The 13207-nt window shown below is 67.1% G+C and carries 10 protein-coding genes, 1 pseudogene and 1 riboswitch; of the genes and pseudogenes, 3 read left to right on the top strand and 8 right to left on the bottom strand.

What is annotated here, in order from left to right; genetic code table 11:
• Window positions 1-16 precede the first annotated feature (16 nt).
• Window positions 17-484: a tRNA (cytidine(34)-2'-O)-methyltransferase gene (locus tag GFS60_RS26220; protein WP_159925739.1), complete on the top strand. Its 468-nt coding sequence runs from the start codon at window positions 17-19 to the stop codon at window positions 482-484.
• Here the strand turns inward: GFS60_RS26220 and GFS60_RS26215 are convergent.
• On the bottom strand, window positions 465-1388 hold the full coding sequence (locus GFS60_RS26215) for a LysR family transcriptional regulator (RefSeq protein ID WP_159925737.1): 924 nt from the start codon (window positions 1386-1388) through the stop codon (window positions 465-467). The two genes, GFS60_RS26220 and GFS60_RS26215, sit on opposite strands and share 20 nt — an antisense overlap.
• A gap of 89 nt (window positions 1389-1477) precedes the next feature.
• On the opposite strand from GFS60_RS26215, the pseudogene GFS60_RS26210 reads away from it, so the two are divergent.
• Window positions 1478-2437: pseudogene (locus tag GFS60_RS26210) on the top strand (TDT family transporter); the annotation flags it as partial.
• 45 nt (window positions 2438-2482) lie between these two features.
• Here the strand turns inward: GFS60_RS26210 and GFS60_RS26205 are convergent.
• The 7 genes from GFS60_RS26205 to GFS60_RS26175 form a co-directional block, all read right to left on the bottom strand.
• Entirely contained in the window at window positions 2483-2788 is a 306-nt protein-coding gene (locus GFS60_RS26205) for a rhodanese-like domain-containing protein (protein WP_159925735.1), read from the bottom strand.
• A complete protein-coding gene (locus tag GFS60_RS26200; RefSeq protein WP_159925733.1) occupies window positions 2785-3672 on the bottom strand; it encodes a DUF4349 domain-containing protein in 888 nt (295 codons plus the stop codon). The genes GFS60_RS26205 and GFS60_RS26200 overlap by 4 nt, the downstream gene beginning before the upstream one ends.
• 79 nt (window positions 3673-3751) lie before the next feature.
• Window positions 3752-7006, bottom strand: coding sequence for an error-prone DNA polymerase (locus tag GFS60_RS26195; RefSeq protein ID WP_159925731.1), 3255 nt, complete (start codon window positions 7004-7006; stop codon window positions 3752-3754).
• A 141-nt stretch (window positions 7007-7147) separates the two neighbouring features.
• The gene (locus tag GFS60_RS26190; RefSeq protein ID WP_159925729.1) at window positions 7148-7879 is read right to left on the bottom strand and encodes a (2Fe-2S)-binding protein; all 732 of its coding nucleotides are present in this window, start codon (window positions 7877-7879) and stop codon (window positions 7148-7150) included.
• Complete coding sequence (locus GFS60_RS26185; protein ID WP_159925727.1) at window positions 7872-8648, bottom strand: ABC transporter ATP-binding protein; 777 nt, start codon at window positions 8646-8648, stop codon at window positions 7872-7874. Before GFS60_RS26185 ends, GFS60_RS26190 begins: the two co-directional genes overlap by 8 nt.
• A complete protein-coding gene (locus tag GFS60_RS26180; protein WP_159925725.1) occupies window positions 8645-9730 on the bottom strand; it encodes a FecCD family ABC transporter permease in 1086 nt (361 codons plus the stop codon). Before GFS60_RS26180 ends, GFS60_RS26185 begins: the two co-directional genes overlap by 4 nt.
• Window positions 9727-10722: an ABC transporter substrate-binding protein gene (locus GFS60_RS26175; RefSeq protein ID WP_159925723.1), complete on the bottom strand. Its 996-nt coding sequence runs from the start codon at window positions 10720-10722 to the stop codon at window positions 9727-9729. Before GFS60_RS26175 ends, GFS60_RS26180 begins: the two co-directional genes overlap by 4 nt.
• A 107-nt stretch (window positions 10723-10829) precedes the next feature.
• Window positions 10830-10976, bottom strand: a riboswitch (cobalamin riboswitch).
• An 85-nt stretch (window positions 10977-11061) separates the two neighbouring features.
• On the opposite strand from GFS60_RS26175, the gene GFS60_RS26170 reads away from it, so the two are divergent.
• The gene (locus GFS60_RS26170) at window positions 11062-13182 is read left to right on the top strand and encodes an MMPL family transporter (protein ID WP_159925721.1); all 2121 of its coding nucleotides are present in this window, start codon (window positions 11062-11064) and stop codon (window positions 13180-13182) included.
• Window positions 13183-13207 lie beyond the last annotated feature (25 nt).

Genomic DNA, 13207 nt, shown 5'->3' with positions numbered 1-13207 from the left:
CCCCTAAGCTGTGCGGGTGTTCCGAGTGATGTTCCACGAACCCCGTATCCCACCCAACACCGGCAACGCCATCCGCCTGGTGGCAGGCACGGGATGTGAGCTGCATCTGGTGGGGCCGCTGGGGTTCGACCTCTCGGAACCGAAACTCAAGCGCGCGGGGCTCGATTACCACGACCTGGCGTCCGTGACCGTCCACGAAAATCTGGAGGCCGCGTGGGCAGCAGTCGAACCGGCGCGAGTGTTCGCCTTCACAGCCCATGCCACCGTGTCGTACGCCGATATCTCCTACGAACCGGGCGACGTACTGCTCTTCGGCCCCGAACCCACCGGGCTGTCGCAGGAGGTGCTGTCCGACCCGCACGTGACCGAACGCCTGCGCATCCCGATGTTGCCCGGCCGGCGGTCGTTGAATCTGTCCAATGCCGCTGCCCTGGTGACGTACGAGGCGTGGCGGCAGCACGGATTCAGAGGGGCTGCGCTGTAAGTCCCGCTCCCGCGGTGGCCCCGACCGCGATGTCGAGGAAGTCCCGTGCGGCCCCGCGCACTCCCCGCACCGGATCCCAGACGGCCGACAACCGCCGCGGGAGGGTCAACCCCTCCACCTGTACCGAGGCCAGCCGCCCGTCGGTGAGGTCGGCTGCTACCGCGAGGGAAGACAGCACCGCCGGGGCGTTTCCGGCGATCACCGCAGCCTTCACCGCAGTGCACGAGGTGAGCTCCAATAGAGGTGGGACACAGTGCGGTACCGCATTCTCGAGCGTGGTGCGCGTTCCCGAACCCGACTCCCGTTGGATCATCGACGTGGTTGCCAACTCCGACACGGGGATCGGCGAGCGTCGAACCCAGTGATGGTCGGGCGGGACGACCACGACGAGATGATCCCGGCCGATCTCCCGGGACTGCAGCCCCGGCGGAATGTCGGGTCCCTCGACGAAACCGAGGTCGGCCTCACCGGACAACACGCGCGCCGTCACCTCGGACGAGTTGAGCAGGCGCACCGATGTGACCACGTTGGGGTACTTGCGCCGCATCGCAACCGTCCAGCCCGGAACGAGGTACTCGGCGATGGTCATGCTGGCCGCCACCGTGAGCCCGGCCTGCCTCTCCCCCCGCAGTGCCGCGACTCCGGACGCGAGCTCCTCCGCTGTCGCCAGGATGTGACTGGCCCATTCGAGAATGAGAGCACCCTCGGCCGTGGGCCGCACTCCGCTGGCGCCGCGGCTGAACACCTTGATGCCGAACAGACGCTCCGCCGTGCGGACCCGCGCGCTGACCGCCTGCTGACTGAGTCCGTGTTCGCGGCCCGCCGCACCCATGCTCCCGAGACGCTCGACCGACAGCAGTACATCGAGGGCATTGAGTTCGGGGACTCGGGGAGAGAGCGGCACATCCCAAGGCTAGTCCCACAAACGCGATTTGTGGGTACGCAACCGCAAGCCTTCTACCGGCGGTGACAGGTACTCGGCAGGCTGTGAGCATGACGCCGAATTGGTTCGCAGCAGTGATGGGAACCGGCATCGTCGCGGTGGTGGCCGCCTCGCTGCCGACCGAGGTTCCCGGAGTACGCGGCGTGTCCGAGGTGTTCTGGCTGCTCGCAGCCGCGCTACTTCTCACATTGGCCACCGCTCTCGGGCGCCACTGGTTCCGGCGTCGCGACCAGGCCCTGGCCGACGTCCGCAGCCACACCATGTTCCCCTTCTACGGCGCCGTGTCGATGGCTATGTCGACGGTCGGCGCTGCCACCGGCTCGGCCGGTCACCACCGTCTCGGCGAACTGTCGGTGACCGTGGCGGCAGCACTGTGGTCGATCGGGACGATCGTCGGCGTCGTCACCTACACGGTGATGGCCGGCCGACTGCTGCAGCCGTACCGGGTGACGCCCACGCCGTCGTGGTTGCTGCCGGTGGTTCCCCCGATGGTGTCCGCCTCGGGCGGCGCCGCACTGGTCCGGCACCTCCCGGAAGGCGCGCCGCAGATCACATTGCTGGTGTTCTGCTACGCACTGTTCGCGCTGGCTCTCACGGCGGCAGTGGCGGTCACCGTCGTCGTCGGCCGGCAGTTGCTACGCGACGGCCTTCCGGGCACCGCACTCGTCCCGACCTTGTGGATACCGCTGGGCGTGATCGGGCAGTCGGTCGCGGCGATCAACCTACTCGGCGCCGCGTCCGGGCACACCTGGCTCCACACGGTCGGCGTCGTCTACGGAACTACCGTGGGCGCGGGCGGTGTTCTCGCCCTCGCAACCGTGATCACGGTGACGGCGCGGGCATTCCACCGAGGACTCGACTTCACGCCCGCCTGGTGGAGTTTCACGTTTCCCGTCGGCACCTGCGCTCTGGGCGCCAACGCACTGGGCAGCGCGATGCACTCGACGGTGATCGTGGGCGCGGCAACGATGCTGTGGTGTGCGCTGCTTCTGATCTGGAGCGTCGTGGTGTTCCGCACGCTGCGCTACCTGCATCGACTGCTGGTCGAGCGTGCGCTAACCGGTTTCGACAGGTCGTCCCGACTGCAACCACGCCGAGGTGCCGCCGGCGACGGACACCGCGTTGATTCCTCGACCGTTCAGGTATTCAGCGGCCTGCAGGCTGCGCCCACCGACCGCACAGATCACGTACACCACATCGGCGTCGGGTATCTCCCCGACCCGGGAGACGAACTCGCTCAACGGGATGAGGGTCACGCCCGGCACCCTCACTTGCGCGTACTCGTCGGCTTCACGCACGTCGATGACGGGGGCGCCTGACGCCAACGCCTCGTCCAACGCCGACAGGTCGACTTCGATCATTCTGTGTTCGCCTCTTCTTTCTGCGGCGCCGTACCGGTCGTGGGCCGGCGCGGCGTGTTGTACATCCGGCGCAGACGGTACGCGCCGTAGACGACCAGTGCGATGACGGCCACGAAACCGAACCAGGGAATCAGCGCTCCGACGACCACCGCGCCACCCTTGATCGCCGACAGCAGAGCATGCCACCCGGCGACGAGACCCTCCCAGAAGTTGTCGGGGCCCGAGCTCGGTCTTTCCGTGTCAGTGGTGGTGACGTCAATCGTGAGGGTGGCGAGTGCGATCTGATCGCTGAGCAACCGCTTCTGCGCGGTCAGGCTGTCCAGTTCACCCTGCCGCTCCGACAGTGCCCTCTCCGCTTCGATCAGATCGGCGGTGTTCGCAGCCGACGTGATGAGCCCCTGGAGCCGGGTGACCGACGCTGTCAATGCACCGATCCGGGCATCGAGATCCTGCGACTGCATCGTCACATCGCTCTTGGTGACGCTGACGCTGGTGACCTTGCCGAGTTCTCGCAGATCGTCCAGCGTGCGGGTGAGGTCGTCGGCGGGCACACGGATGGTGAGGGAACTGCTGGCATCCTGATCCTCGGAGCCGGGCTGCTCGGTGAGCTGATCGACGCGACCACCCACCGCATCGACCTTGTCGACGATCTGCCTGCCCACCGCAACCGGGTCGTCGGCAGTGATCGATACCTGGCCGGTGATGATTTCCTGCCGTTCGGTGGGTGCCTGATCCTTCGCGGGCGCCTGCAGCGCACCCCCGGCTTCCAGCGACCTGCTGTCGCCGGGCACCGGCGCGGGCTGGGAAGAGTCGCTGTCGGATCCGCCACACCCCGCGAGCACCAGCGACATGAGGACGATGGCCGACAGAACGTATCTCTTCATGCCCGAATGCTAGCGGTGTGCCGAAGGCCCGGTTGACGATCGACGACGACATGCGCCCGCGCCCGATCACCGAGCGCGTTCAGCGGAAGTCCCGGGACTTGGCCTTCATCCGCAAGTCCATCAACTGCAGGCGATCCGCCACCACCGTGACGGCCCCCTCCGCATTTTGCACCTTGCCCCGCACCAGGAGCGCAGGTGCAGTGTTCGCGAGCTTGCGGTACTTCGCCCACAGCCCCACCGAACACACCACATTGACCATCCCGGTCTCGTCCTCGAGATTGATGAACGTGACACCGGCCGCAGTCGCCGGGCGTTGCCTGTGTGTCACGGCACCGCCCACCAGGACCCGATCGCCGTCGGGAACCTGCAGCAACCGGGCTGCCGGAATCACCCCGAGCGCATCGAGTTGCGGGCGAAGGAACTGGGTGGGATAGGTGTCCGGGGACACTCCGGTAGCCCACACATCCGCTGCCGCCAGTTCGAGATCACTCATTCCCGGCAGGGTCGGCGCCCGAGTGGACGCCCCCATTCCGGGAAGCCGGTCACGCCGCTCCCCTGCCGCGGCGCCCGCGGCCCACAACGCCTCCCGCCGGGTGATACCGAAACTGTCGAGGGCCCCTGCAGTGGCGAGCGACTCGGCCTGGGCAGTGTTCAGTTCCACCCGGCCCGTGAGATCGAGGAAGGAGGTGAACGGACCCCCGTCGTTCCGGGCTTCGACCATGCGCTCGGCCAGTGCGGTACCGATGTGCCGCACCTCCCCGAGACCGAGCCGCACCTCCAGGCCCCCGGCCTCGACGGTGGCGTGCGCGAGGCTGGCGTTGATGTCGGCACCGTGCACCCGCACCCCGTGCCGTCGGGCGTCGGCCACCAGCGACTGCGGCGAGTAGAACCCCATCGGCTGTGCCCGCAGCAGACCTGCGCAGAATGCGGCCGGGTGATGCAGTTTGAACCACGACGAATAGAACACCAGCGCCGCAAAGCTCTGCGAGTGACTCTCGGGAAAACCGAAATTGGCGAAGGCGTACAGCTTCTCATAGATCCGGTCGGCCACGTCGCCACCGATTCCGTGCACGTCCCGCATGCCCTGATAGAGCCGGTCCTTCAGCTGTTCCATCTTCTCCGTCGAGCGTTTGGACCCCATGGCCCGGCGAAGCTGGTCGGCCTCGGCCGGAGTGAACCCCGCGACATCGACCGCTACCTGCATCAGCTGCTCCTGAAACAACGGCACACCCAGGGTGCGTTCGAGTGCCTTCTCCAGCGACGGGTGGTCGTAGGTGACCGGTTCGAGCTTGTTACGACGGCGGATGTAGGGATGCACCGAACCACCCTGGATGGGTCCGGGCCGGATGAGAGCCACCTCCACCACCAGGTCGTAGAAATTCCGCGGCTTCAGCCTCGGGAGGGTGGCCATCTGCGCCCGCGACTCCACCTGGAACACCCCGACCGAGTCGGCCCGCTGCAACATGTCGTAGACGGCCTCTTCGGACAGGTCCAGTTGCGCCAGATCCACTTCGATCCCTTTGTGCTCGGCCACCAGATCGATCATGTAGTGCAGGGCGGAGAGCATGCCGAGTCCCAGCATGTCGAACTTCACCAGACCCACCGCCGCGCAGTCGTCCTTGTCCCATTGCAGGACGCTGCGGTTCTCCATGCGCGCCCACTCCACCGGGCACACGTCGGCGATGGGCCGATCGCAGATCACCATGCCGCCGGAGTGGATGCCGAGATGCCGTGGATATCCCTCGATCTGGGCCGCCAGTTCGAGCACGGCAGGGGGTATGTCGGTGCCCTTCCCCTTTCCGACGCCTCCCCAGCGATCGACCTGTTTGCTCCACGCATCCTGTTGGCCCTGCGAGAAGCCCAGGGCCCGTGCCATGTCCCGCACCGAGGACTTCCCCCGGTACGTGATGACGTTGGCCACCTGCGCCGCGTACTGCCGCCCGTACTTCGCGTAGACGTGCTGGATGGCCTCTTCGCGGCGGTCCGATTCGATGTCGACATCGATGTCCGGCGGGCCGTCGCGTTCGGGTGAGAGAAAACGTTCGAACAACAATTTGTTGCGCACAGGATCGACGTTGGTGATGCCGATGGCGTAGCAGACCGCCGAGTTGGCCGCCGAACCCCTTCCCTGACAGAGGATGTCGTTGTTCTTGCAGAACGACACGATGTCGTGGACCACCAGGAAGTAGCCAGGAAAGTTCAACGTCGTGATGGTGTCGAGCTCGTGCTCGATCTGCCGGTACGCCTGCGGGTGGTCCTCCGGTGCACCGTAACGGCGGCGCGCCCCTTCCATCGTGAGCTGACGCAACCAACTGGCCTCGGTGTGGCCGTCGGGCACGTCGAAGGGTGGTAGCTGCGGTGCGATGAGCCGGAGGTCGAAGGCGCATTCCAGCCCGAGTTTCGCCGCACCGCTGACCGCTTCCGGGTACGCGGCGAAGAGATGGGCCATCTCCTCGCCGGAACGCAGGTGGGATCCGCCCGTCGGAGGTAGCTGTCCGGCCGCGTCGTCGAGGCTGCGGCGACCCCGGACCGCGGCCATCGCCATCGCCAGCCGCCGGCGCGGGGGGGCCGCGAAATGTGCTGCAGTGGTGGCTATTACACCCAGTCCGTGCTGCTGCGCGAGTTCGGCGAGGCAGTCGTTGCGTTCACCGTCCTCCGGAATGCCGTGGTGTGTGAGTTCCACCGTGACCCGCTCGGCCCCGAACCGGTCGATCAGCTCGCGCAACCGGCGGGCCGCCGCGTCCGGACCGCCGTGGGCCAAAGCCTGACGCACGTGCCCCTTGCGGCAACCGGTCAGGATCTGCCAATGACCTCCCGCCGCATCGGCGAGCCGGTCCATGTCGTAGAGGACTTTGCCTTTCTCTCCTCCTGCCAGGTGCGCTGCCGCGATCTCCCGGGACAGACGGCGATACCCCTCCTGCCCTCGTGCGAGCACCAGAAGATGGGCGTCGCCCACGGTGAGCTCGGAACCGAACACCGTGCGCATGTTCAATTCCTTCGCCGCCTCCGCGAACCGGACCACACCGTAGAACCCGTCGTGATCGGTGAGCGCGATGGCCTCGAGACCCAGTCGGACCGCCTCTTCCACCAATTCCTCCGGCGGGGAGGCACCGTCGAGGAAGCTGAACGCCGAATGCGCGTGCAGTTCGGCGTAGGGGACGGTGGAGCCGGCACGTATCTGCTCGCCTGCCCGATACTCTCCCCGCTTGCGTGACCACGCCGGACTGTCGCTGCCGTCGCCCGGATACAGCGACTGCGGGTCGACGCGTCCGGGCCTGCCCGACAGGACCCGCTCCATCTCCGACCACGACGGCGGACCGTTGCCCCAACCCACTACTACACCTCTTCATGCCGCGCACATGCCGTGCCGAAACCATGGAAGATGCCACTGGGGAAGACGCATCATTCGAACGCGCGTTCGAACACTCTCAGTGTGCCATCACACTCGCGGGCAGGTCAACGCGGGCCACCGGAGTCAGGTCACGAGCGCGGCCAGACCACTCAGACGATCCTCGGCCGGCCTCCGCGGGCAGCTCACACACTTGGCCGACCCGGGGGTCTCGTAGATCAGGCAACACGACGCCCGCTGCGTGAACCGGCGGGTCACCGCACCGGCATGCACGTCGACGAACCGCGGCCGGGGCAGTACCGTCCCGTCGGCACGCATGGCGTCGACGAGCTGCCGGGCGAACATGCTCCCTCTCACACGATCACCGATGCCGTCGCCGGCGTCGAGCGCGCGGTTGGCGATCGAATCGGTGGTGATCGCCCACAACACTGCCCGCCGCACCCCGGACGCCTCGGCCAGTGCGTCGATGAGAACGGTCAACGTTCCGGCGAGTTCCGACGCCAGATCCGCCACCGGCAGCACCGATGATGCCGTCAGACCGCCGAGGTATCCATCGGCGGTCAGGAACGCCCGGGCGCCCTCCAATCGAGGGCAGGCAGCGACACCGGCGACGAGGGCCGTCGCGATCGGGATCCCGGTCAGGGTGGAACTGGCCGAATACCACCACAGGGTGCCGTTGACCCGGGAATTCCCACTGCCCCACCGGCGCGCGGTGTCCGTAAGCCGGTGGGCAATCCACTCGGCGTCTGCCATGTCTGCTGCCGGAAACGAGCGGCCGTCGGGAAGCGCCGTCCAGGTGGCCAGCAGCGGAACCCGACGGGCGGTCAGCGCGTACGTCTGAGCCAGGTGCTCATCCATCGGCCAACCCCAGAATGTCCATCGACCGCCTCGGCCCCGACCGCACAACGGCGCGGATTCCGAACACCTCGCCCAGCACCGTGTCGTCGAGGACGTCGGGAGGTGGGCCGGCGGTGATCACCCGTCCATGCTGCATCACCGCCAGCGTGTCGCAGTACTGCACCGCCAACCTGAGATCGTGCATGGTCACCACGAGTGCGAGTCCGCCGGCGGCGAGATCGCGCAGCAATTCCATCAGGATGAGCTGATGACGAAGGTCGAGGTGATTAGTGGGTTCGTCGAGGAGCAGGACGCGCGGTTGCTGCGTGAGCGCCCGCGCGATCGCCACCCGTTGACGCTCACCTCCCGAGAGCGCCTGCACGTCGCGCCCCGCGAGTTCCGCCAACCCCACCTGCTGCAGGCACCTGTCGACGATCTCGCGGTCGGCGGCGCTGTCGCGCTCGAACCAACCCTGGTGGGGAATCCGGCCCAGCGACACCGACTCGCGCACCGTCACCCCCGCCGACGACTGCGGCTCCTGCGGAACCGCCCCGACCGTGCGGGCGAGTTGTCGCCGCGCCAGGTCGGCAACGTTCACCCCGCCGACGACGACGGCGCCCGCGGTGGCGGACACCGCGCGGTAGCAGCAGCGTAGCGCCGTCGTCTTGCCGGACCCGTTGGGCCCTACCAGACCGAGCATCTCGCCGGGCCGGACAGCGAAGTCGACCCCGTGCAGCACGTCGCGTGAGCCGAGTTTGGCCCGGAGTCCTTGCACGCCCAGCCCGCTCATCGTTCGGCCCGTCGGTACCGGCGCTGCAGCATCCACACGAACAGCGGGGCGCCGACGAGCGCAGTGACCACACCGACCGGCACCTCGAGGCTCGATGAGATCGACCGTGCCGCGGTGTCGGCTCCCACCATGGCGATCGCACCGAGCAGCGCGGCGACCGGTAGCAACCGGGCGGCGCGGATACCGACGACGTAGCCGGCCAGGTGTGGCACGAGGAGGCCGATGAAGCCGATACCCCCTGCGACCGAGACTGCAGCGCCGGCCAGTAGTGACACTCCCAGCAGGTGGACGATCCGGAAGCGGGGCACGTTCATGCCGAGCACGGTCGCTCCGTCGTCCCCGGTCTGCAGTACGTCGATCCGGCGGGCACTCCACAGCATGGCAGTGCCGACCGTCGCGAGCGCCGATACGGGAAAGATCATCGTCGACCAGCGCGCGTCACCGAATCCGCCTGCGAGCCAATGCATCACCGAACCGAGTTGTCGTTCGTCGGCGAGCACGAGAAGCGAGAAGGTGATCAGTGCCGAGAAGACCTGTGCCAGCGCGACACCGACGAGGATGATCGCAGTGGGTTGCGGATACCGTCCGCCGATTGCCAGCGACAGGAACAACGGCACCATCGCGCCGACGAACGCCGCCACGGGAACGGTGAAGACCCCGAGCATTCCAGCGCCGAACCCGAGCACCGTAACGATCACGACACCGAAACCGGCACCCGAGGACACGCCGAGCAGGTATGGGTCGGCCAGCGGATTGCGGGTCACGAGCTGCGCCACCGCACCGGACAGTGCCAGCGCGGCGCCCACCGTCGCCGCGGTCAATGCCCGCGGCAGACGAGAACCGACGACGATGGATTCCCGTGCCTGCGACCACCAGGCGTCGAACACACCGGGCAGCATCCGGTTCACCACGATGGCCCAGACGTCACCCACCGGTATGCGCACCGAACCGAACGACACGGCGAGCCCGATCACGAACAGCGTGGTCAGCACCAGAAGTACGATCAGCCCGGCAAATCCGAGAGGGGAACGAGCTGACCGCGAGGATGGGCGCACCTCGGTCCGTTCGGTGAGCGCCGTCATCGCGCGGAGAAGGCGCCCGGATGGACGGCGCGCGCGATGGTCTCGACCGACCGCACCAGGCGGGGGCTCTCGAAGAAGTCGTCGAGCGGTACGACGACGAAGCGGCCTGCCTTTACGGCAGGGGTCGCCGACATGATCGGGTGTGCAGTCAGGAAGTCGATCTTGTGTTGCGCACTCGTCGCGCCGTAGTCGAGGACGACGATCACCTCGGGACTGCGTTCTCCGACAATCTCCCAGGTGGCCGTCGAAAACGGTTTCTGCCCGTCGGAGAAGATGTTCGCGGCACCCGCATGGTCCGCGATGAGCTGACCGATTCCGACACCGCCGACAGTCAGCGGGACGTCCTCGCCGGAATCGTAGAAGAACACCGGGACGGCGGTACTGCCCGCAAGTGTCGCGCGCACGGACTGCAATCCGGACGTCACTCGGTCGCTGATCGCACGCGCCCCGTCTGGAACTGCGAGGATTTCGCCCAGCTGCGTGAAGTCGTCCCGCATCAGGGCGATGTCGGGGAAGCCCTGCCCGCAGTACTCGGAGAACAGGAACGTGGGAATGCCGTGCTCGGCGAGGAACTCTCGTGAACGCCCCTCCTTCTCGTCGAATGCGCTCCGCATTCCCCCCACCACCAGGTCTGGCTCGAGGTCGAGCAACTGCTCTCGCGTCGGATACTCCTTCGACCGATGCGGGATCTTCGCGAATTCCTCGGCGAATGGGGGTAGCGGGGTGGCGTCGCCGTACCCGGTGCCGACGATACGGTCGCCGACACCCATCTCGATCAGAACCTCGGTGACATGATCGTTCATGCTGACGATGCGCTGGGGTGGTGCATCGAAGCTCTGCGCGAGCGAACAGTTGGTGATCGTCACCGCGGCGGTGAACGACTCGGCGGAAGTAGTGCCCGGGCCAGGTTCCCCACGCGAGCAGGCGGCAGCGAGCAGCACTGCCACGGCGGCGGTGAGCAATCCGGACCTTCGGAACAACGGACGGTGCATGTAAACCTCATTGCGGCTCAGAGCCACGAATGAAAGTCGTGCAGGTCACTCCACGACCGGAGTCGCGGTGCGCCTGCGGGACTCCGCTTCGTAGACCACGACGAATGGATGTCGCACACCACACACCGGGTAATCGGGCTCGCCACCGGAAATACTCCGATGGCCCACCGTTGCGGGTCAGCGCCGGATTCGGACCGGCTTCCCCCATGTGTGTGGCTGCACGTGCACATCCGAGTATGCATCATGGCGCGGGAGCCGGATCACACCACCGCCGCTCACCGCCGCACGCGCACTACAGTCGGCAGTCGCACAATGCCGACCACGACCCGGAGATGACGCATGACACGTTGGGCCTCGACCGTTGTTTCCCGGCGATGGTGGATTCTGGTGCTTGCCGTGGCCGCCGTACTGGTGAGCGGCGTCTGGGGTACGGGGGTGTTCGCGAAACTGGGCTCGGGCGGCTACACCGACCCGGGCAGCGAGTCCGCTGAAGTGGCGAGGATCGTCGAGGCCAACCTGGGTCCGCAGACCGCGGACATCATCGTCGTCTACACCGCGCCCGAAGGGAGAACACTCGACGACATCGGTCCCGAGGTGACCGCCGATCTCGAGCGGTTCGCCGCCGAGGTTCCCACGCACAAGATCACCTCATACTGGACCGCGGACACCACGACGAAGCAGCGGATGGTGTCGGAGGACGGCACCAAGGCGTCGGCCGCGGTCACCGTCGACCCCGAAGCCGGAATCACGGTGGCCGCCTTCGACGGTCTGCTCCCCAAGCTCGAGGTCGAGGGCATCGACACCGAGTTCGCCGGCAACTCGGTGGTGGGTGTGGCTTTCAACAACCGGCTCCAGCAGGATCTGGTGCTGGCGGAGGCGATTGCGCTTCCCATCACACTGGTCCTGCTGGTCTTCCTCTTCGGCGGCGTGGTCGCCGCGGCCGTACCCGTCTTCGTCGGACTGCTCTCCATCTTCAGCGCGCTGGCCACCCTTCGGGTGCTCACCCTGTTCACCGACGTCAACTCCTTCGCGATCAATGTCGCCTCTCTGCTCGGTCTCGGGTTGGCCATCGACTACGGGCTTTTCGTCGTCGGACGTTTCCGTGAAGAACTGGAGTCGGGCGCCGACACTGCCGAGGCCACCCGGCGCACCGTGCTCACGGCCGGCCGCACCGTTCTGTTCTCCGGACTGCTGCTGGTGTGCGCCTTCTCGGGCATGCTCGTGTTTCCCCAGGACGTCATCGCATCGCTGGGATTCGGTGCCATGGCCGCGGTCGCGAGTGCGGCGCTGCTGTCGCTGACCGCCGTCCCCGCTCTCCTCGCGATCCTCGGCCCCCGCATCAACGCAGGGAGCTGGCGCAAGGACGCAGCCCAGCGCAGCGAGGCGAGGGCCCGCACGTTCTGGGGGTCCGTCGTCACGTGGGTGATGCGCAGGCCGGCCGCTATCGCCGTCGGAATCGTCGCCGGACTTCTCGTTCTGGCAGCTCCCCTGCTCAGCGCCTCCCTCGGAGAGGTCACGTACACCGCGCTGCCCGCGGACGACCCTGCGCGCATCGCCACCGACACACTCACCCAGGAGTTCCCGACGACTGGCAACGGAGCCACCCTGATTCTGCGAGGCACGGACGGCAGCAGACCGACTGCCGCGGACGGTGCCGCCGTCGCCGAACAGGCCGGACAGGTGGAGGGCATCGGTGCGGCCACTGTCGTGGCGTCGAACGGTGAACTGGTCGCCGTCCAGGCGGTATATGCGGAGGGCGTCGACAGCGACGACCAGAGTGGTGCGGTCGCGGCCCTGCGCGACATCGCAGTACCGGAAGGGACCGAACTCCTCGTCGGCGGTGGACAGGCCACCGTCGACGACAGCAACGCGGCGATCGTCCGCTGGTTGCCCGCGATGGTGGCGATCATGGTGCTGTCGACGCTGGTGCTGCTGTTCCTGGCGTTCGGCTCGGTGGTCCTGCCGCTCAAGGCGGTGGCCATGGCGGGACTGAGCCTGGCCGCCACCTTCGGCGTCCTGACCTGGATCTTCCAGCTCGGTCACGGCGCGAGCCTACTCGGGGTCAGTCCGGCACCGCTCGAGGCGACGTTCGTCGTCCTGATCCTCGCGGTCGTGTTCGGCTTGTCCACCGACTACGAGGTGTTCCTGATGTCACGGATGGTGGAGGCGCACGCGGCGGGGGCGACCACGGAGGAAGCGGTGCGCTTCGGAACGGAGCGCACGGGGCGGATCGTGACCGCGGCCGCTCTGCTGCTCGTCGTGGTCACCGGAGCATTTACCGTGTCCGGCCTGTCGATCATGCGGTTCCTCGGAGTGGGCATGATCGTGGCGCTGCTCGTGGACGCCACCGTGGTGCGCATGTTGCTCGTGCCGTCGCTGGTGAAGCTGATGGGTCCGGCCAACTGGTGGGCTCCGGCGTGGATGACGAAGGTCCATTCCAAGGTCGGAATCCGTCACTAGTGCATCATCTTACTTCGGAGTAAGT

The organism is Rhodococcus sp. WAY2, assembly GCF_009859915.1.
GTDB classification, from domain to species: domain Bacteria; phylum Actinomycetota; class Actinomycetes; order Mycobacteriales; family Mycobacteriaceae; genus Rhodococcus_F; species Rhodococcus_F oxybenzonivorans.
This window is presented reverse-complemented; position numbering and strand designations above follow the sequence as displayed.

What these genes read in the sequence shown, in the direction of transcription:
- GFS60_RS26205 (WP_159925735.1), bottom strand. Translation starts at nt 2,788, where the DNA reads ATGATCGAAGTCGACCTGTCGGCGTTGGACGAGGCGTTGGCGTCAGGC.
- GFS60_RS26200 (WP_159925733.1), bottom strand. Translation starts at nt 3,672, where the DNA reads ATGAAGAGATACGTTCTGTCGGCCATCGTCCTCATGTCGCTGGTGCTC.
- GFS60_RS26190 (WP_159925729.1), bottom strand. Translation starts at nt 7,879, where the DNA reads ATGGATGAGCACCTGGCTCAGACGTACGCGCTGACCGCCCGTCGGGTT.
- GFS60_RS26185 (WP_159925727.1), bottom strand. Translation starts at nt 8,648, where the DNA reads ATGAGCGGGCTGGGCGTGCAAGGACTCCGGGCCAAACTCGGCTCACGC.
- GFS60_RS26180 (WP_159925725.1), bottom strand. Translation starts at nt 9,730, where the DNA reads ATGACGGCGCTCACCGAACGGACCGAGGTGCGCCCATCCTCGCGGTCA.
- GFS60_RS26175 (WP_159925723.1), bottom strand. Translation starts at nt 10,722, where the DNA reads ATGCACCGTCCGTTGTTCCGAAGGTCCGGATTGCTCACCGCCGCCGTG.
- GFS60_RS26170 (WP_159925721.1), top strand. Translation starts at nt 11,062, where the DNA reads ATGACACGTTGGGCCTCGACCGTTGTTTCCCGGCGATGGTGGATTCTG.